This window comes from Pseudomonas sp. RT6P73 (genome assembly GCF_054897715.1).
Window position 1 is genome coordinate 6,297,626 of the sequence record NZ_JBUBUV010000002.1, and the last position, 18,845, is coordinate 6,316,470.

Annotated in this window: 15 protein-coding genes; 8 read left to right on the top strand and 7 right to left on the bottom strand. The window is 60.6% G+C overall.

What is annotated here, in order from left to right:
* The first annotated feature begins 13 nt into the window (after window positions 1-13).
* The 6 genes from ACYZT6_RS28955 to ACYZT6_RS28980 all read left to right on the top strand — a co-directional run bounded on the left by ACYZT6_RS28955 (window position 14) and on the right by ACYZT6_RS28980 (window position 6,828).
* Window positions 14-877: a LysR family transcriptional regulator gene (locus tag ACYZT6_RS28955; RefSeq protein ID WP_462029605.1), complete on the top strand. Its 864-nt coding sequence runs from the start codon at window positions 14-16 to the stop codon at window positions 875-877.
* Window positions 878-1,109: 232 nt separating this feature from the next.
* Window positions 1,110-2,186, top strand: a complete 1,077-nt coding sequence (locus ACYZT6_RS28960; protein WP_462029606.1) for a putative 2-aminoethylphosphonate ABC transporter ATP-binding protein — start codon at window positions 1,110-1,112, stop codon at window positions 2,184-2,186.
* A complete protein-coding gene (locus tag ACYZT6_RS28965; RefSeq protein ID WP_462029607.1) occupies window positions 2,186-3,910 on the top strand; it encodes a putative 2-aminoethylphosphonate ABC transporter permease subunit in 1,725 nt (574 codons plus the stop codon). Before ACYZT6_RS28960 ends, ACYZT6_RS28965 begins: the two co-directional genes overlap by 1 nt.
* An 84-nt stretch (window positions 3,911-3,994) precedes the next feature.
* Window positions 3,995-5,020: a putative 2-aminoethylphosphonate ABC transporter substrate-binding protein gene (locus tag ACYZT6_RS28970; protein WP_462029608.1), complete on the top strand. Its 1,026-nt coding sequence runs from the start codon at window positions 3,995-3,997 to the stop codon at window positions 5,018-5,020.
* Between the two features lie 117 nt (window positions 5,021-5,137).
* Window positions 5,138-6,271: a TIGR03364 family FAD-dependent oxidoreductase gene (locus ACYZT6_RS28975; protein ID WP_462029609.1), complete on the top strand. Its 1,134-nt coding sequence runs from the start codon at window positions 5,138-5,140 to the stop codon at window positions 6,269-6,271.
* Window positions 6,271-6,828: a phosphonate degradation HD-domain oxygenase gene (locus tag ACYZT6_RS28980; protein ID WP_462029610.1), complete on the top strand. Its 558-nt coding sequence runs from the start codon at window positions 6,271-6,273 to the stop codon at window positions 6,826-6,828. Before ACYZT6_RS28975 ends, ACYZT6_RS28980 begins: the two co-directional genes overlap by 1 nt.
* A gap of 137 nt (window positions 6,829-6,965) precedes the next feature.
* On the opposite strand, the gene ACYZT6_RS28985 is transcribed toward ACYZT6_RS28980, so the two are convergent.
* Both ACYZT6_RS28985 and ACYZT6_RS28990 read right to left on the bottom strand, forming a co-directional pair.
* Window positions 6,966-8,342: a GTPase/DUF3482 domain-containing protein gene (locus ACYZT6_RS28985; RefSeq protein ID WP_462029611.1), complete on the bottom strand. Its 1,377-nt coding sequence runs from the start codon at window positions 8,340-8,342 to the stop codon at window positions 6,966-6,968.
* Entirely contained in the window at window positions 8,335-9,714 is a 1,380-nt protein-coding gene (locus ACYZT6_RS28990) for a DUF2868 domain-containing protein (RefSeq protein WP_462029612.1), read from the bottom strand. The genes ACYZT6_RS28985 and ACYZT6_RS28990 overlap by 8 nt, the downstream gene beginning before the upstream one ends.
* An 85-nt stretch (window positions 9,715-9,799) precedes the next feature.
* On the opposite strand from ACYZT6_RS28990, the gene ACYZT6_RS28995 reads away from it, so the two are divergent.
* The gene (locus ACYZT6_RS28995) at window positions 9,800-10,312 is read left to right on the top strand and encodes a dihydrofolate reductase (RefSeq protein WP_462029613.1); all 513 of its coding nucleotides are present in this window, start codon (window positions 9,800-9,802) and stop codon (window positions 10,310-10,312) included.
* A gap of 219 nt (window positions 10,313-10,531) precedes the next feature.
* On the opposite strand, the gene ACYZT6_RS29000 is transcribed toward ACYZT6_RS28995, so the two are convergent.
* Window positions 10,532-11,923, bottom strand: coding sequence for an L-cystine transporter (locus tag ACYZT6_RS29000; RefSeq protein WP_462029614.1), 1,392 nt, complete (start codon window positions 11,921-11,923; stop codon window positions 10,532-10,534).
* 254 nt (window positions 11,924-12,177) lie between these two features.
* Here ACYZT6_RS29000 and ACYZT6_RS29005 point away from each other — a divergent pair, with 254 nt between their 5' ends.
* Window positions 12,178-13,233, top strand: coding sequence for an HAD family hydrolase (locus tag ACYZT6_RS29005; RefSeq protein ID WP_462029615.1), 1,056 nt, complete (start codon window positions 12,178-12,180; stop codon window positions 13,231-13,233).
* 255 nt (window positions 13,234-13,488) lie between these two features.
* Here the strand turns inward: ACYZT6_RS29005 and ilvD are convergent, their stop codons facing one another.
* From ilvD to ACYZT6_RS29025, 4 genes are all read right to left on the bottom strand, one after another.
* Complete coding sequence (gene ilvD / locus ACYZT6_RS29010; protein WP_462029616.1) at window positions 13,489-15,330, bottom strand: dihydroxy-acid dehydratase; 1,842 nt, start codon at window positions 15,328-15,330, stop codon at window positions 13,489-13,491.
* 258 nt (window positions 15,331-15,588) lie between these two features.
* The gene (locus ACYZT6_RS29015; protein WP_462029617.1) at window positions 15,589-16,797 is read right to left on the bottom strand and encodes a multidrug effflux MFS transporter; all 1,209 of its coding nucleotides are present in this window, start codon (window positions 16,795-16,797) and stop codon (window positions 15,589-15,591) included.
* A complete protein-coding gene (locus ACYZT6_RS29020) occupies window positions 16,790-17,767 on the bottom strand; it encodes a diiron oxygenase (RefSeq protein ID WP_462029618.1) in 978 nt (325 codons plus the stop codon). The genes ACYZT6_RS29015 and ACYZT6_RS29020 overlap by 8 nt, the downstream gene beginning before the upstream one ends.
* A complete protein-coding gene (locus tag ACYZT6_RS29025; protein WP_462029619.1) occupies window positions 17,764-18,843 on the bottom strand; it encodes a SagB family peptide dehydrogenase in 1,080 nt (359 codons plus the stop codon). Before ACYZT6_RS29025 ends, ACYZT6_RS29020 begins: the two co-directional genes overlap by 4 nt.
* Window positions 18,844-18,845: the final 2 nt, after the last annotated feature.

Genomic DNA, 18,845 nt, shown 5'->3' on the forward strand with positions numbered 1-18,845 from the left:
GAGAGGGGCGGGTGTGCTGAGTGCTGAGCTGAAGGCGTTTTACATGGTTGCCCGCCTGGGCAGCATTACCCTGGCGGCGAAAAAACTCGGCCTGAGTCAACCCACGGTGACCACGCAGATCCGCCATCTGGAAAGCCAGTACTCGGTTGAACTGTTCTACCGTGGCGGCCGCCGCCTCAGTGTCAGTGAGGAAGGCGCGCGGTTGCTGCCGATGGTCAAGGCGCTGCTGCAGCAGGAAGCCGACATCGAGTTTTTCCTGCGCAACAGCGGCCAGGTCCAGGGCACGTTACGCATCGCCGCCACGGCGCCGTATTACATCCTGGACCTGGTGAAGACCTTCCGCGAGCGCCTGCCGCAGGTGGAAGTGTCGGTGGAGATCGGCAACTCCCAGCAGGTGCTGGAGGCGCTGGAGGATTACCGGGTCGACGTCGCGGCGTCCTCGCAGTTGCTCGACGATGCGCGATTGATTCGTCGGGTGCTCGGCAGCGATCCGCTGGTGCTGGCGGTGCATCGCAATCATCCGCTGGCGGTGCATGATCATGTGCCGCTGAGTGCGTTGGCCGGGCATACGTTGTTGATGCGTGAGTCCGGCTCGACCACTCGGCGATTGACCGAAGAGTTGCTCGCCAGCGCCGGGGTGAGTTTCGGGCCGCTGCTGGAGATTGGCAGCCGTGAATCGATTCGTGAGGCGGTGCTGCGCAACATCGGCATCAGCATCATCGCCCGGCAGGAAGTGCCGCATGACCCGCAACTGCGCGTGCTGACAATTGAGAATGCGCCGCAGATTCCCGAGTATTTGTACTGCCTGAAAGAGAGAAAGAACGCTCGGCTGCCGGCGGCGTTTCTCGGGTTGGCGCAGGAAATGGCTCCGGCCTAAAAGTTGTGGTGACTGGTCTGGCCTCTTCGCGGGCAAGCCTCGCTCCTACAGGGGAATGCGATCGACCTGTAGGAGCGAGGCTTGCCCGCGAAGGCGTCAGATCAGCCAACGCATGACTTGAACCCCCAACCCAAATCCCTGAATACCACTATCAGCCGTTTTTGCCTCACTGCCATATGACCGACGCATTACATACCTAGGATGGCTCTCATCTGCTTGATGAGGTCTGTCCATGAACCACTCGATCGCAACTGCCCTGACCCACCCCGGCGCCCCGATGAAAGTGCGCGGCGTGCAGAAGCGCTTTGGCGCCTTCACTGCGCTGGACAATGTTTCCCTCGACGTCGCCGCCGGTGAACTGGTGTGCCTGCTGGGCCCGTCGGGCTGTGGCAAAACCACCTTGCTGCGCTGCATTGCCGGTCTGGAGAAACAAGACAGCGGCGAGTTGTACCTCGGCGATCGCGACGTTTCCCACCTGGCACCCCAGGCGCGGGACTACGGCATTCTCTTCCAGTCCTACGCGCTGTTCCCCAATCTCACCGTCGAAGCGAACATTGCCTACGGCCTCGCCGGCAGTGGTCGCGATGAAGTGCGCAAGCGCGTGGGTCAGATGCTGGAACTGGTCGGCCTGATCGGCAGCGAGAAAAAGTATCCCGGCCAATTGTCTGGCGGCCAACAGCAGCGTGTCGCACTGGCCCGGGCGTTGGCGCCGGCGCCCTCGTTGTTGCTGCTCGACGAACCGATGTCGGCCCTCGACGCCCGGGTTCGCGAGCATCTGTGCACCGAGCTGCGTCAACTGCAACGCAACCTCGGCGTTACCACCCTGATGGTCACGCACAATCAGGACGAGGCTATGCTGATGGCCGACCGCATCGCCGTGATGAACAACGGTAAGGTCGAGCAGTACGCCACGCCGCAGGAAATCTACGACCGTCCGGCGACACCGTTTGTGGCGGAGTTTGTCGGCCAGGGCAATTGGTTGCCGTTCAACCGCAGCAGCGACAGCCACGCCCAAGTCGGCGGGATGAGCATGCGCCTGGCGGATGGCAGCGCTAAAACCACGTCGGGCCGTCTGTTCTGCCGCCCGGAAGCGATCAACGTCAACCCGCTGGTGCATGAAGAAAACCTGTTCCCGGCCAAGGTTCGCGAGATCACCTTCCTCGGCAACCGCTGCCGCATGAGCTTCGAACTCGATCAACTGCCGGGTCATGCACTGCTGGCCGAACTCGCGCCGGAAGCGATGCCGCGTCTTGGCGCGCAGCAAATCATGGTCGCCTTGCCACCGCGCAGCCTGCAGGTGTTTGCCTGATGAGCGCGAACATCGCGCTGCCGATCCCGCACAAGCAGGTTCGGCAGACCTCCCGTGCCGAGATCGGCGACCGGGTGTTCGTGGTCGGCGGCAAAGTCCTTTTGCTGGTGCTGCTCGGCATCGCGGTGTTGATGCCGTTGCTGGCGATCTTCTGGCGCGGCTTCAGTTCTGAAGCGGGGCAGGGCGGTGGTCTGGTCGCCGCTCGTGAGCTGGTGACCAGTGCGAACTTTCATTGGCTGCTCGGCAATAGCCTGAAAGTTTCCCTCAGCGTCGCGGCGATTGTCGTACCGCTGGCTTACCTGTTTGCCTACGCACTGCAACGCACGCTGATCCCCGGCAAAGGGATCTGGCGCGGGATGTCGTTGTTGCCGCTGATGGCGCCGTCGATGCTGCCGGGCATTGCGCTGGTGTATCTGTTCGGCAATCAGGGCATGTTGCGTGGTTTGCTCTCGGACAATATCTACGGTTTCTGGGGCATTGTTCTGGGTGAGGTCATCTACACCTTCCCACACGCACTGATGATTCTTCTGTCGGCGCTTTCCCTGGCGGATGCGCGACTGTTCGATGCCGCCTCCAGCATGGGCGCCAGTCCGGCGAAAGCCTTTCGCAGCATCACCTGGCCGGCGACCCGTCAGGCGGTGTTCGCGGCGTTCTGCCTGGTGTTCACCCTGACCATCACCGACTTCGGCGTGCCTGTGGTGGTCGGTGGCGATTATCAGGTGCTGGCGCTGGAAGCCTACAAGGCTGTGGTCGGCCAGCAACAATTCGGCCGCGGCGCGTTGATCGGCATGGTCCTGTTGCTGCCGGCATTGTTCAGTTTCGGGGTCGATGCCTGGTTACGTCGGCGTCACGGCGATTCCATGAGTGGCCGGGCCCAGGTGTTTCAACCGGCACCGTCGAAACTGCGGGACGGTTGCTACCTGGCGATCGTGTTGCTGATCTGCGCGGTGTTGCTGCTGGTGTTCGGCATGGCGGTGTTCTCCTCGCTGGTGAAATTCTGGCCGTACAACCTGTCGCTGTCGCTCAACCACTACCAGTTCAACGACACGGCGGGCGGCGGCTGGCTGGCCTATGGCAACAGCGTGAAGATGGCCTTGTGCACGGCGTTGATCGGCAGCGTGCTGATCTTCACCGGCGCCTACTTGATGGAAAAAACCAAGGGCCAGCGCGGACTGAACCTGACCCTGCGCATGCTCAGTTTCGTGCCGATGGCTGTGCCGGGTCTGGTGTTGGGCCTGGGTTATGTCTTCTTCTTCAACCTCAGCGGCAACCCGCTGCATGTGCTCTACGGGACCATGACCCTGCTGGTGGTCTGCACCATTGCTCACTATTTGACCACCGCGCAAATGACTGCGACCACGGCGCTGCGCCAACTCGATGCCGAGTTCGAAGCCGCCGCGTTGTCGCTCAAGGCGCCGCTGTATCGGCACTACCTGCGGGTCACCGTGCCGATTTGCCTGCCGGCGCTGCTGGACATCGTGCGCTACCTGTTCGTCTCGGCGATGACCACCGTTTCGGCGGCGATCTTCCTCTACAGCCCCGACACCATCCTCGCGGCGGTGGCGGTGCTGAACATGGATGACGCCGGCAATGTCGGCGGCGCGGCGGCGATGTCGACTTTGATTCTGTTCACTTCGGCGGGCGTGTCCCTGCTGCTGGCCTGGGCCTCGCGCGGTTTGCTGCGCCGCTCCCAGGCCTGGCGGCAGACCGCGCCTGGTAAATAAATCTGTCCCCATAAAAGCACAGGCGTGGCGGCAGACAGCGCCTGGCAACTGACTTACACCCTCAACTCAAAACAGGAAAAGATCATGTTCAAGCCCCTGGCCCTGGCCGCTGCTGTCCTCACCGCTTTCAGCCTGAACGCCTTTGCGGCGCAAACCGAGTTGACGGTGTACACCGCCCTCGAAGCCGAACAACTGAAGACCTATAAAGAAGCCTTCGAAAAAGCCAACCCGGACATCGAGATCAAGTGGGTGCGCGATTCCACCGGCATCATCACCGCCAAACTGCTGGCCGAAAAAGCCCGCCCACAGGCTGATGCCGTCTGGGGCCTGGCCGCGTCGAGCCTGGCGATCCTCGATCAGCAAGGCATGCTGCAAAGCTACGCGCCAAAGGACCTGGGCAAGATCGGCGGCAACTACCGCGATGCCGCCAACCCGCCAGCGTGGGTCGGCATGGACGTCTGGGCTGCGACCATTTGCTTCAACACCGTCGAAGCCGAGAAGCAGGGTTTGACCAAACCTGTGAGCTGGCAAGACCTGACCAAGCCTGAGTACAAAGGCAAGATCGTGATGCCGAACCCGGCCTCGTCCGGCACCGGTTTCCTCGACGTCAGCGCTTGGCTGCAAACCTTCGGCGAGAAGCAGGGCTGGCAGTACATGGACGACCTGCACCAGAACATCGGCCAGTACGTTCATTCCGGTTCCAAGCCTTGCAAACTGGCTGCGGCGGGTGAGTTTCCGATCGGTATTTCCTTCGAATACCCGGCGGTTCAGTTGAAGCGCCAGGGCGCACCGCTGGACATCATCCTGCCGAAGGAAGGCCTGGGCTGGGAGATCGAAGCGACCGCTGTGATCAAGGGCACGCCGCATGAAGAGGCGGCGAAGAAACTGGCTGACTTCTCGGCAAGTCCTGCGGCCATGGAGCTTTATAAAGAAAACTTCGCTGTGCTCGCTCAGCCGGGTATTGCCAAGCCTCAGACTGAATTGCCGGCGGATTATGAGCAGCGTTTGATCAAGAACGACTTTGCCTGGGCCTCGAAGAATCGCGACGAGATCCTGACCGAGTGGCGCAAGCGTTATGACGGCAAGTCCGAGAAAGTGGCTGCCAAGTAAGATCTTCATCGGCTGACAGGGCCCCTTCGCGGGCAAGCCTCGCTCCTACAGATGATCGCGTATTCCTGTAGGAGCGAGGCTTGCCCGCGAAGGCAGCTTCGAATTCAGGACAACTTCATGACACACCACAACGACATGCTGATCGTAGGCGCCGGCATCCTCGGCCTGTCCCACGCCTACGCCGCCGCCAGACGCGGCCTCAAAGTCACGGTTTTCGAACGCAGCGAAACTCCCCTGGGCGCCTCGGTCCGCAACTTCGGTCAGGCCCTCGTCACCGGCCAACCACCGGGCCCGATGCTCGAACTGGCCAAAGCCAGCCGTGAGATCTGGGGCCAATGGGCGCAACTGGCCGGCCTGCAACTCAAACGCAACGGCTCGTACCTGTTCGCCCGCACCGAAGCCGAAGAACACCTGCTGGAAGCCTTCTGCGCCGGCCGCGCCGTAGAGCACGGTTATCGCGTCGACCTGCTGCGCGGCGCTGCGTTACGGGATTTGTACGGCGGCCAGTTCCGCCATCACCGCGCCGCGTTGCACGGCATGGACGATCAGCAACTGTATTCCCGCGAAGCGATTCCGGCGCTGATCGACTACCTGCGCCGCGAACTCGGCGTCGGGTTTCACTTTTCCACGTTGGTGCGCGACATCGAACCGGGTCGGCTGCACAGCACCGCCGGCACTTTCAGCGCCGAGCAGATCATCGTCTGTTCCGGCCACGATTATCAGACGTTGCTGGCCGAGCCGATTGCCACGCTTAACCCGCAAATCTGCCGCCTGCAAATGCTCCGCGCCCGACCGCAGATCAACCTCAATCTGCAACACGCGTTGCTCACCGGTTTGAGTTGCGTGCACTACGGCGCCTTCGCCGATCTGCCGGAAGCGGCGGCGGTACAGGCGCAGATCCTGCGCGAGGAACCGCACCTGCATGAAAACGGTATCCACCTGCTGATCAGCCCGACGCCTTACGGCGAACTGATCATCGGCGACTCCCACCATTACGGCAGCGATCCGTCACCGTTCAATGCCGAGCAAGTGGACAACTGGATGATCGCACTCGCTGAACAAACCCTGGGTTGCAAGGTGCAAGTGGTTGAGCGCTGGCAGGGTGTCTATGGGTCACGGGGACCGGGGCCGTTCTCGTTCTTGCGGCCGATGCCAGGTGTGAGCGTGGCGCTGATGCACACAGGGGTCGGCATGAGTGTCGGGCCGGCGATGGCTGAACGTAATGTCGCTCACGTGTTGGGGGAAGATTGATGGCGCGTCATGAACAAGTGATTGCCGAGGTGTTCGGTTTATACGAGCGCTTTGGCGACAGCGATTACATCGGCGAGCCGGTGTCGCAGATCGAGCACATGTCCCAGGCTGCGGAATTGGCCATGGCGGAAGGCTTCGATGATGAAGTGGTGCTGGCCGCGTTCTTCCATGACATCGGGCATATCTGCACCGACAGCGCGCAGAACATGGGCGGTTTCGGCGTGGTCAGCCACGAGCGTCTGGGCGCCGATTACTTGCGTCGCGCAGGTTTCAGCGAGCGCATGGCGCGGCTGGTGGAGTACCACGTTCAGGCCAAGCGTTATCTGACACTCAAAGAGCCCGGGTACTACGAGCGATTGAGCGAAGCCAGCCGCCGGACCCTGGAATATCAGGGCGGGGTGATGACACCTGCCGAGGCTGAAGCCTTCGAACAGGACCCATTGTGCGAAGTCAGTTTGCGCATGCGGCAGTGGGATGAGTTGGCCAAGGAGATGTGGGTGCCGGTGATTGATCTGGGTGTTTTGAAGGACAAGGCGTTGCGGCTGTTGGCTGCGTAATAGCTCGAGAACCGAGTCGCTGCCATCGCGGGCAAGCCCGCTCCCACAGGTTCCGTAGTGACTACAGAACCAGTGTCTAACGCAAATCCTGTGGGAGCGGGCTTGCCCGCGATGGGGCCGGCCCAAACACCTCAGCTTTAAAGTTGCTGTGCCAACATCTCGATTTGCTCCTGCCTTTCCGCCTGACTCAACTTGGGATGAGGATTCAACGACGACCACTGCGGATGCGCCCGAGCCTTGTTCAGGGCTTCGGGCAGTTTGCCTTCGCGCCAGGTCTTGTCCTGCGGCTTGGCCACTTGAATGCTGTCCATTGCCGCGTGTCCGCGTGCATTCAGCGCTTGCAGCAGTTGCCGCTGACGTAATGCCAATAGCCGCAGCACGCTGTCGTCGACCGTCAACTCTCGCTGGCCTCTGATCTTACCCATTAACCGGCTGCCATAACTGCGAGCGGTTTGCAGCGCACCGCCGGCAATCGCGCCGGCCAGCGCCGCGGCGCCGAGGGTCAGGCCGCCCACCAGCAAGTCGACCCCGGCACCGGCGGCCGCGCCGGCCGCGATGCCACCGCCGACTCTCACGCCGAGTTGCTTGAGGGTTTCCGGGTTGAACAAATCATCGCCCCAACGACCATCGAGCAGCGGCAGATCACTGGCCGCCGCGTCCTGTGGACGGAAGGCGTAAAGCTTGAGCAAGCCTTCCACGCAGCGCTGTTCCCGTTGCCGAACGTCTTTGCGCAGTTCGCTGATCGCTTGTTGTTCCTGCTCAGCATCGCTGACCACGCTGCGCCGGCACGCGGCGCAATCGATCAGCAATTCGGCAATCAGCCGCGCCGCACTTTGCTGGCGGGCCAGGCGCTGGGCCTGTTGATCGGCGATCAGGCGCTCCAATTGTTCGCGAGAGTTTTCCAGCAGCAAGGCGAGACTTTCATAGAGTCGGCGTTCGCCATCCTCGGACGGCGCGACGCTGTCGAAACGCACCAGGGCATGCAAGCCCAAGCGCGCCAGGGCTTCACGCCAATCCGGTTCGCGATGGTTGGCGCTGCTGACGAAATTCAGCACCGGCAGCAGCGGTTTGCCGCAACTGGCCAGCACTTCCAGTTCGTCGCGGTACTTGGCCAGCACCGGCTCCCGGGCGTCGATCACATAGAGGCCGGCGTCCGAGGCGAGCAATTGGCGCAGCACTTTGGCTTCCTGTTCAAAGCGCTGCCGGGCTTCGCTGCCCTCCAGGAACCGTGCCAGTCGTGCCGGGCCGTCGAGGCGTTCGCCGGGACGTTCCAGGCGTTCGAGGTAGTCGAGCAGGGCGATGGCATCTTCAAGGCCCGGCGTGTCGTAGAGATCGAGCAGCGGCTCGCCGTCCACCGACAACCGTGCGCCTTCGACGTGGCGGGTGGTGCTCGGGCGGTGGGACACTTCGCCGAAACCGACATCCCGGGTCAGCGTGCGCAGCAACGAGGTTTTGCCGACGTTGGTGTGACCGACCACGGCCAGCTTCAAGGGCGCTTTCCAGGCGTTAGTCATGACCGGTCTCCAGCCAATTCACGGGCACGCAATCGGCGAACGGCAGGTCCAGCTGTTGCAGCGCCACATGCCAGTCGCCGAGGCGTTCGGCGTCCAGTGCTTCGCCGGGCGGCGCTTGCAGCAACCAGACGCGGGTGGCGGCGGCATTGCGCGCCAGTTCGGCGATCAGTGCCAGGCTGCCACGGTCTGGTGAGCGTCGCGGATCGCAGGCAATCACCAGGCGTGCCGGGGGAAAGCGACTCAGCTGTTCGAGCAGTTTGTTGCGCGACTCGCGGCTGTCGAGAATGCCGGCGTTGTTCACGGTTTTCGGCAGCTGCGGCGGCCACGGGCGTTGATCGTCCAGCTCGATGGCCACCAGCAGCGCGCCATCGCTTTGCTGTTCACTGACACCGCTTTCCACACGATGCAGTTGCGCAGGCGCGGCATCGCTGATGCCGAGGCGCTCGCTGGTGGGCATCAGGCGTTCGCGCAATTGGGCATAACCGGGCAGGTTCAAATCCAGGCGCAAAGCCGCTTGGCCGGATTTCCAGCGCCACCGGCAAAACACCATCAGCAACAGACGCGGCAACACGCCGTAGACCAGCAACACGCCGACGAGCCACCCGGCCCAGGCCTGGCGAGCGCTTTCGATGTTCAGCGCGGCATCGCCACTGGCGCGGATCATCTCCACAGTGGGCACGCTGAAACCGAGCAAGGCCGGCAGGGCGCCGAGGGCCTGGGTCATGGCGACGAAGGTGTCGCCGCGCAGAATAGTGGTTTCCCAGACGAAGCCGTAGCGCCGGGTCGCCATGAGCGTCAGCAAAATCGCCAGGGCGCTGAGCATCGCCAGCAACCACAAGCCGTTGACCATTACGCCGATCGCCCAGCGATTGAGTTTCTGTCGTTGCAATAACAGCAGCAGGGCCGGCGCCAGTTGCGCGGCTTTGGCATCGCGAGCGAGTTTTTCGCTGAGCCACAGCCACAAGCGTCCAAGGCTGGCGCCGTGTTCACCGGCAAACACCAGCCCCAACGCCCAGCTCAACAGCAGAATCAGATTGAGCCCAAGCAGACTGCCCAAGGCCCAGAACACATTCACCGGGGTCTGGCCGTCACCCAGCGCGGCGAACGCCAGGCCAGCGCCGCTGACGATGGCCAGCACCGCCATGACGATCAGCGCCAGTCGCGCGCCTTGCAGCCAATGGTTTAGGGCGTCGGCCAAGCCGTCGCGCTCGGCCAGCCACACGGCCCGGCGCTGAATGCGCGTCGGCAGGTCGCCGCCGGCGCTGCGGGCCAGTCGGTTGGCTTCCAGATCATCCAGGGGGCCGGCGTGTTCTTCACGCAGGCGCACCGTCTCGGTCAGCCAGAGGTTTTGCAGTGGAGTCAGTTCAGTCACGCAGCATCCCGTCGCTCAATTGAGCTGTGAGCATAACCGCTGTGGCGCTTATCGGGGTACGGGAGGCTCTGGTATCCTCGCCGGCATGACTAAATCACTCCCCCTCAGCCTGATCGCAGCCCTCGGTGAAAACCGTGTGATCGGCGTCGACAACAGCATGCCCTGGCACTTGCCGGGGGACTTCAAATACTTCAAGGCCACCACCTTGGGCAAGCCGATCATCATGGGTCGCAAGACCTGGGATTCCCTCGGTCGTCCGCTGCCGGGCCGGTTGAACATCGTGGTCAGCCGTCAGGCGGATCTGGTGCTGGAAGGCGCGGAGGTTTATCCGTCGCTGGAGGCTGCCGTGGTTCGCGCGCAGGAATGGGCGAAGGAGCAGGGCGTCGACGAGGTGATGTTGATTGGCGGGGCGCAGTTATATGCGCAGGGGATGGCGCAGGCGGATCGGTTGTACCTGACGCGCGTGGCGTTGAGCCCGGAGGGGGATGCGTGGTTTCCGGAGTTTGATTTGGGGCAGTGGAAGCTGGTATCGAACATCGAGAATCCGGCTTCGGATGACAAACCGGCGTACAACTTCGAAGTCTGGGAAAAAGCCTAAAAGCATCGCCAGCAGGCTGGCTCCCACAGTGGGTCTGAGGTGAAACACAGATTGTGTGAGCACCCCAAATCCCTGTGGGAGCCAGCCTGCTGGCGATGAGGCCAGATCAGACGCTAAATCCCACAGTGGGTCTGAGGTGAAACACAGATTGTGTGAGCACCCCAAATCCCTGTGGGAGCCAGCCTGCTGGTGATGAGGCCAGATCAGACGCTAAAGAATTTAAGCGTGAGCCAACTCCGCATGCTCATCCGCATCCAGCAATTCTTTATCCGTCTGCTGCATCATCTGGCTGGTAATCGCCCCCGCCGTGATCGAACCGCTTACGTTCAACGCCGTGCGGCCCATATCGATCAGCGGCTCAACCGAAATCAGCAACGCCACCAATGACACCGGCAAGCCCATCGCCGGCAACACGATCAGCGCGGCAAACGTCGCCCCGCCACCCACGCCCGCCACACCGGCCGAGCTCAAGGTCACAATCGCCACCAGCGTCGCGATCCACAGCGGGTCCAGCGGGTTGATGCCTACGGTCGGCGCAACCATCACCGCCAACATCGCCGGGTATAGACCGGCGCAGCCGTTCTGGCCAATGGTCGCGCCGAACGAAGCGGCGAAACTGGCGATGGATTGCGGGATGCCCAAGCGGCTGGTTTGCGCTTCAATGCTCAGCGGAATCGTCGCGGCGCTGGAGCGGCTGGTGAACGCAAACGTCAGCACCGGCCAGATCTTGCGGAAAAACCGCAGCGGGTTGATCCCGGCCGCCGACACGAGCAGGCCATGGACCACAAACATCAGACCCAGGCCGAGGTAGGACACCACCACAAAACTGCCGAGCTTGATGATGTCTTGCAGGTTGGAACCGGCGACCACTTTAGTCATCAGCGCCAACACACCGTACGGGGTCAGCTTCATCACCAGACGCACCAAGCGCATCACCCAGGCTTGCAGGGTGTCGATGGCGTTGATCACTTTCTGACCTTTTTCGACGTCATCTTTCAGCAGTTGCAGCGCTGCGACCCCAAGGAACGCAGCAAAGATCACCACGCTGATGATTGAGGTCGGCTTGGCGCGAGCCAGGTCGGCGAACGGGTTTTGCGGAATGAACGACAACAGCAGCTGCGGCACATTCAGGTCGGCGACCTTGCCCGCGTAGTCGGTCTGAATGGTTTGCAGGCGGGCCATTTCCTGGGTGCCGGCCACCAGGCCTTCGGCGGTCAGGCCGAACAGGTTGGTCAAACCGATACCGATCAGCGCCGCGATGGCGGTAGTGAACAGCAGCGTGCCGATGGTCAGGAAGCTGATCTTGCCCAGCGACGACGCGTTATGCAGGCGCGCCACGGCGCTGAGGATCGAGGCGAACACCAGCGGGATCACGATCATTTGCAGCAGCTGCACGTAACCGTTGCCCACCAGATCGAACCAGCCGATCGAGGCTTTCAGCACCGGGTTGCCGGCACCGTAAATGGTGTGCAAGGCAACACCGAATGCCACGCCGAGCACCAGTGCGAGCAGGACTTTTTTCGCCAGGCTCCAGGTGGTGTGACGGGTTTGCGCCAGGCCAAACAGCAGGGCGAGGAACACCAGCAGATTGAGAATCAGCGGCAGATTCATAAGGACTCCAATAAGACTTGTGCCAGCCACCTTCCAGGGTGGCTGCGAACCGGCAAGCCTAACAGCTTGATTTCCAATGAATTAATATCAAAAAACTCTGTTGACTGTCGTTTTTGGAATAAGCCGATGTCGCTGTCAAGGATGCAGCTGGCGCAATAGGTGCGTTAACGGTCGCAGGCAGACGGGGACGGTCACACAAATTTGTTAGCGTCGATGTCTTTACATCAGGGTCTTTTAATAAGGAAAGCATGCCGATGAAACTCGCACCGAAAATTCTGGCTGCCGCACTGTGTCTGGGCCTTGCCGGCCAAGCCTTTGCCACGGATTTGAAACACTGGCCAGCCGATCAGGCCAAGGCGCTGGACGCAATGATTGCGGCCAACGCCAACAAAGGTAACTACGCAGTGTTCGACATGGACAACACCAGTTACCGCTACGACCTCGAAGAGTCGTTGCTGCCGTACATGGAAAACAAAGGCCTGATCACCCGCGAGAAACTCGACCCCTCCCTGAAACTGATTCCGTTCAAAGACACCGCCGACCATAAGGAAAGCCTGTTCAGTTACTACTATCGCCTCTGCGAACTCGACGACATGGTTTGCTATCCATGGGTCGCGCAGGTGTTCTCCGGCTTCACGCTCGCAGAGCTCAAGGGTTATGTCGATGAGTTGATGGCGTCCGGCAAACCGGTGCCGGCCACTTATTACGAAGGCGATGTGGTCAAGAAACTCGACGTCAACCCGCCGAAAGTCTTCACCGGTCAAACCGAGCTGTACAACAAGCTGATGGAGAACGGCATCGAGGTCTACGTGATGACCGCGGCCTCCGAAGAGCTGGTGCGCATGGTCGCTTCCGATCCGAAGTACGGCTACAACGTCAAACCGCAAAACGTCATCGGCGTGAGCCTGCTGCTCAAGGACCCCAAGTCCGGCGAGTTGACCACAGCACGCAAGCAAATCACCGCGGGCAAGTATGACGAGAAGGCCAACCTCGGCCTCGAACTGACCCCGTACCTGTGGACCCCGGCAACCTGGATGGCGGGTAAGCAAGCGGCGATCCTGACCTACATCGATGAGTGGAAAAAACCGGTGCTGGTGGGCGGCGACACTCCGAGCAGCGACGGTTTCATGCTGTTCCACAGCGTCGACGTGGCCAAGGGTGGCATCCACTTGTGGGTCAACCGCAAGGACAAATACATGACCCAGATTAACGGCATGATGGCCAAGCACGCCGCAGCACAGGCCAAGGAAGGGTTGCCGGTGACGGCGGACAAGAACTGGGTGATCGTCAAGCCTGAAGAAATACAGTAAGACCGAGTCGCTTCAATCGCGGGCAAGCCCGCTCCCACAAGGTTTAGGGTGAATCACAGATTGTGTGAGCACCAAAGATCCCTGTGGGAGCGGGCTTGCCCGCGAATGCGGTGTGTCAATCAACGTCAATGCTGGATGGGCCGGCCTCTTCGCAGGCAAGCCAGCTCCCACATGATCTCCATCGTTTGGCGGGTTTCGGTCAGACAAAAAAATGCCCCGCACTTGGCGGGGCATTTTTGTTTCTGCGATTGACGCTTACAGCCCGTCGAGCATCGCCTTGTTACGCACAGCACCTTTGTCGGCGCTGGTTGCCAACAGAGCGTAAGCCTTCAGTGCGGTAGTCACCTTGCGTGGACGTTTCTCAACCGGTTTCCAGCCTTTCTGATCCTGCTCGGCACGGCGCCCAGCCATTTCTTCGTCGCTGATCAACAGGTTGATCGAACGGTTCGGAATGTCGATCAGCACTTTGTCGCCGTCCTGCACCAGACCAATCGCGCCGCCCGCAGCCGCTTCTGGCGAGGCGTGGCCGATGGACAGGCCCGAAGTGCCGCCGGAGAAACGACCGTCGGTGAGCAGGGCGCAGGCTTTGCCCAGGCCTTTGGATTTCAGGTACGACGTCGGGTAGAGCATTTCCTGCATGCCCGGGCCGCCTTTCGGGCCTTCGTAACGGATGATCACGATGTCGCCGGCCTTCACTTCGTCAGCGAGGATGCCGCGTACGGCGCTGTCCTGGCTTTCGAAGATCTTCGCGTTGCCTTCGAAGACGTGGATCGACTCGTCGACGCCCGCGGTTTTCACCACACAGCCGTCCAGCGCGATGTTGCCGTACAGAACGGCCAGGCCGCCTTCTTTCGAGTAAGCGTGCTCGACACTGCGGATGCAGCCGTTTTCACGATCGTCGTCCAGGGTTTCATAGCGGGTCGACTGGCTGAACGCGGTTTGCGTCGGGATGCCCGCAGGACCGGCCTTGAAGAAGTGATGCACGGCTTCGTCGTCGGTCTGGGTGATGTCCCACTTGGCGATGCCTTCGGCTAGGGTCTTGCTGTGCACGGTCGGCAGGTCGGTGTGCAGCAGACCGCCACGAGCCAGCGAACCGAGGATGCTGAAGATCCCGCCGGCACGGTGCACGTCTTCCATGTGGTACTTCTGGATGTTCGGCGCGACTTTGCACAGTTGTGGCACGTGGCGGGAGAGACGGTCGATGTCGCGCAGGTCGAAATCGATCTCGGCTTCCTGGGCGGCGGCCAGCAAGTGCAGGATGGTGTTGGTGGAACCGCCCATGGCGATGTCCAGCGTCATGGCGTTTTCGAACGCCTTGAAGTTGGCGATGTTGCGCGGCAATACCGATTCGTCGTTCTCGCCGTAGTAACGCTTGCACAACTCGACGATGGTGCGGCCGGCCTGCAGGAACAGCTGCTCGCGGTCGCTGTGGGTGGCCAGGGTCGAACCGTTGCCGGGCAATGCCAGGCCCAGTGCTTCAACCAGGCAGTTCATCGAGTTGGCGGTAAACATGCCGGAGCACGAGCCGCAGGTCGGGCAGGCGCTGCGCTCGTACTCAGCGACTTTCTCGTCAGAAGCGCTGGAGTCGGCGGCGATCACCATGGCGTCGACGAGGTCGAGACCGTGGCTGGCCAGTTTGGTCTTGCCGGCTTCCATCGGGCCGCCGGAGACGAAGATCACCGGGATGTTCAGGCGCAGGGCAGCCATCAGCATGCCTGGGGTGATCTTGTCGCAGTTGGAGATGCAGACGATGGCGTCGGCGCAGTGGGCGTTGACCATGTACTCGACGGAGTCGGCGATGATCTCGCGGCTCGGCAGCGAATACAGCATGCCGTCGTGGCCCATGGCGATGCCGTCATCCACGGCAATGGTGTTGAATTCTTTCGCTACACCGCCGGCGCGTTCGATTTCGCGGGCGACCAGTTGGCCCAGGTCCTTGAGGTGGACGTGGCCCGGTACGAATTGGGTGAACGAGTTGGCAATGGCGATGATCGGCTTTTTGAAGTCGTCATCTTTCATCCCCGTGGCGCGCCACAGTGCGCGGGCGCCGGCCATGTTGCGGCCATGGGTGGACGTTTTCGAGCGGTAATCAGGCATGAAGCACTCCGGGCGGCTAATCAGGTATCAAAAGGGAAGTGAGCTTCTATTGACGTCTGGAACACTCAGAAATGGCCGTGTGTCCGGAAGTTGCCGATAACTTTGCGGGATCGCCGCGCGCTTCAGCTTGAGCTCATAAACCCGCCGGGGGATGACTGGCGATGAATGTCGCGATTCTACACGGCTGGCGTCAGGAGGGAATGCCGGGAAGCGTTGATCCAGCGCTGACACAACGTGCGGGATGACGACTGGCAGGTTTCAGCCCACCTTCAGCGCCAGGTGCCTTCGTGTAATCAGTACATTCAAGCCAAGCCCCGTGGCACTCAAGGTCAGAAAACACAGGGCAAGTGCTGTGGTCAGGTCCTCGGACGCGAGATTGATCACCACACTGATCACGCCGCCGCACATGAAAATCAGCACGCCGCCCACCGAGGTAGAGGTTCCGGCATTTTGTGGGTAGAGACTCATGGCTTGGGAGTTGGCGATGGGCCTGGCAATGGTGGTGCCTGCGGTACAAATCAGCATGGGTATCAAAACCGCCGCAGCAGAGAGCCCGAACTGATCCGCCAGCCACAGCATGACCAGCCCTGACAAAGCGATCAGCCCCAGACCAATGACTATCTGCGTGTTGGCACGCAGATGCCGATGCAGTGCGCTGGCGACAATCCCGCCAAACACATAGGCCACGCCATACAGCAACAACGCCCAGGCAAATTCGTAAGGCGAAAGCGCCAACCGATCCATGAAAATGATCGGTGAAGTGACGATGAACGAGAAATGGCAGGCGAATGCCAAGGCTGAAATCAACCAGTAACCCATGAAGCGTAGATCCGCACACAGCCGCCAATAGGCGCTGAAAAACCGTTCATGGGTCGAGGTATGCAGGTGCGGGTTTTCCCTGAGCAGAAAAAAGGCTTTAAACCAGACAATGACAGCGAGGGTGATAAACACATAAAAGCTGCCCTGCCAGCCTAGCTGCAATTGCAGCCACGTCCCCAGGAGGGGCGAAATCGAAATGAACACCCCGCCGCCGGTCACCATCCAGATTCTGATTCGCTCCTGTTCCTTGCCGACGAACAAATCCTGAACCAGTGCTTGCGACAGGACGAAGGACCCGCAGCCAACGGCCTGGATCACGCGAAAGAACAAAAACCAGCTGTATTCGCTGGAAACCACGCATCCCGTGGCACCGACCACCGCAATCGCGATACCTGCCAGCAGCAGCTTCTTGCGCCCCCACACGTCTGACAGCGGTCCGACCAGCACCACGGACAACGCCAGGCCAATGGCGAACAGGCTGACGGAAAGGGCGATGTCGGACGGTGAGGTCCGAAAATAGTCAGAAAGATCGGGAAAGGACGGGAGCACCACATCCAGGGGAAAGACGCCAAGCAACGTCATGGTCATCAACAGAATGACCATCGCACGATGTTTTTCGACACGGGGTACATGCTTTCCGTCATTCATCGAGAAGCCCTGCTCTGGAGAAGAGTTGCCGATTGGCAGGCAGATCGAAGAATCCTGCCTTTTTCATTGCGTTGAGCGTGGCTCCAGCACCCGACCGGGCGCGCAGGCGTTGTGCTTGCGGGCCGCTCAAATCACAAAGGATTTGCGCCACAGGCGTTTCACCCAGGCCGGCGCTGCGCAGACTTTCGCCAAGCCAGCGTTCATCGATTTCAAAGAAAATCAGCAGGATTTCCAGGAGCATCCTGGCGGTGAACGTGCGTTGGCCGCAGTTCAGCTGCAGCCACAGGTAGTGGAACACTTCGCAAAAGTAACGACTGTGTCGCGCCTCGTCGGCGAGGTGGTCCCTGAGCATTTCCTGAACGCTGCTGACCAGCGTGTCGCGGCAAACGTCGAGCAGTTCCTTGGCGATGATTGTTTCCGAGACGAAGCCGACGAGAAACCACGCCAGTGCTTTGTGCTTGTCAGGTGTGCGGTCGAGCAGGGCGTTCAGCCGGGTTATCCGCTGGGGCATGACCGGGCGATCAGTCATGCCGTAAATGTCAGCAATCTGCTCGGCGAGGCTATTGGAGAACAGCGCGTGATAAGCCTCATCGGTGTAGAGCTGCAGCGCGGCCGTTTTCATCCGTTGGGGGATGGAAACACCCAGTTCGTTGTGGACGATGGTTTCCACGGATCGGTTGACGATGCGGTGTTCGAGCAGGGTGGTGTAGTCGAGGAAATGCACCAGATGGTTGGCGGACAGACGGTGAATGATTCCTCTGCCTGCTGCTTTGATCGCCGGATGATTCAGGTAGAGCAGGAAGGCTGGTGGAAACCAGTGGCGGGTTTCCAGTTGCTGTTTCAGGTCCGAGGGCAATTGATAGGCGTGTTCGCTGATGCGCACCGAGGCTCGGGTATTCCAGTCTCCAAGGGTGAAGCGATTGGGCCAAGAGGCTGGGAAGTACGCAGGTTCGATGAGGGGCTCGGTCATTGTTCCTGCCCCCGATTGCCAAGGAGCTCTTTTAACTCCTTGCACATCACTTGCCCGTCGCTCTGGCCGCAGCCGACAAAAAACAACGGTTGTTCTGCGCTGTCCTCAAGGCCCAACAGTGCTTCGACCTGATCATCCGTCAAGGCACCGGTCAGCCAGGTGTTCAATCCCAGCGAAGTGGCCGCCAGTTGAAAGGTCTGAGAAATATGGCCGGCCTCCACGTAGGCCATTCGGTAGGCCCGCGAGTGTTCATATTTCCACCACAGCTTGTCGAATCGACTGGTGATGAACAGGCCTGCGGGCAGGTTGTTGATGAAATGTTGCCCACACATCAGTTGCCCCAAAGGCTGAGGAGGCGGCGGATTAACGAGACTCAGTGCGTGCCCGATGGGGTGATAGGCGTAGAGCCCGGGTTGCAGGCCGCTGACGTTCTGCACCAGCAGAAAGCCTTCGCAGGCATTCAGTCCGCCGCCGGACGGGCTGCTTCGCCGGGCGCCGAGGCCTTCGACAATGCTTTCGTCGACGTCGTTTTCGCGCTCATGCAGATAGCCAAGGGACAGGTACAGCAATGTGCTCACCGCTTCGAGGGAAACGGCTTCGCCCGTGAAGGTGCGGCAGGTTTTCCGATTGACCAAGGCGTTTGCCAGGGAACCTTCCGGCAGGGAGGAAGGTTTAGGCAGGGCAATCAGCTCGCCTCCCATGTGTTCCGAGCGCCTGGCTTTCGGCGAAGGTGTGGCCAACACGTCGGTGCAATGATCAAGGTATTGTTTTGACCATTCATTAATGTCTTGCGGAATGTGTTCGCAAGGAATGTTCTTGGTGCCGATATGATATATCTTCGATAGTTCATCCCAGCCCCATTCAATAATGTCTGCTGTTGATGTTGTCAGTATTCCAGCGTTGAGTAGTTGAGTGTCAATGGTGTTGCGGTAATTAAACTTTTCAGGGTTGTCGATCAGTTCGGCCAGTCGAGTCGAATACTTGAGGTTAAGTTCAAATTGCTTGTGGTTCTTGTAATCCCAGACTATTTGACCGGGCGTACGCGGAAGTATGAATAAGTGAGGGCTGATCTGCATGA

What these genes read in the sequence shown, in the direction of transcription:
- ACYZT6_RS29025 (WP_462029619.1), bottom strand. Translation starts at nt 18,843, where the DNA reads ATGCAGATCAGCCCTCACTTATTCATACTTCCGCGTACGCCCGGTCAA.
- ACYZT6_RS28975 (WP_462029609.1), top strand. Translation starts at nt 5,138, where the DNA reads ATGACACACCACAACGACATGCTGATCGTAGGCGCCGGCATCCTCGGC.
- ACYZT6_RS28965 (WP_462029607.1), top strand. Translation starts at nt 2,186, where the DNA reads ATGAGCGCGAACATCGCGCTGCCGATCCCGCACAAGCAGGTTCGGCAG.
- ACYZT6_RS29020 (WP_462029618.1), bottom strand. Translation starts at nt 17,767, where the DNA reads ATGACCGAGCCCCTCATCGAACCTGCGTACTTCCCAGCCTCTTGGCCC.
- ACYZT6_RS28970 (WP_462029608.1), top strand. Translation starts at nt 3,995, where the DNA reads ATGTTCAAGCCCCTGGCCCTGGCCGCTGCTGTCCTCACCGCTTTCAGC.
- ACYZT6_RS29005 (WP_462029615.1), top strand. Translation starts at nt 12,178, where the DNA reads ATGAAACTCGCACCGAAAATTCTGGCTGCCGCACTGTGTCTGGGCCTT.
- ACYZT6_RS28960 (WP_462029606.1), top strand. Translation starts at nt 1,110, where the DNA reads ATGAACCACTCGATCGCAACTGCCCTGACCCACCCCGGCGCCCCGATG.
- ACYZT6_RS28980 (WP_462029610.1), top strand. Translation starts at nt 6,271, where the DNA reads ATGGCGCGTCATGAACAAGTGATTGCCGAGGTGTTCGGTTTATACGAG.
- ACYZT6_RS28985 (WP_462029611.1), bottom strand. Translation starts at nt 8,342, where the DNA reads ATGACTAACGCCTGGAAAGCGCCCTTGAAGCTGGCCGTGGTCGGTCAC.
- ACYZT6_RS28995 (WP_462029613.1), top strand. Translation starts at nt 9,800, where the DNA reads ATGACTAAATCACTCCCCCTCAGCCTGATCGCAGCCCTCGGTGAAAAC.
- ACYZT6_RS29000 (WP_462029614.1), bottom strand. Translation starts at nt 11,923, where the DNA reads ATGAATCTGCCGCTGATTCTCAATCTGCTGGTGTTCCTCGCCCTGCTG.
- ACYZT6_RS29015 (WP_462029617.1), bottom strand. Translation starts at nt 16,797, where the DNA reads ATGAATGACGGAAAGCATGTACCCCGTGTCGAAAAACATCGTGCGATG.
- ilvD (WP_462029616.1), bottom strand. Translation starts at nt 15,330, where the DNA reads ATGCCTGATTACCGCTCGAAAACGTCCACCCATGGCCGCAACATGGCC.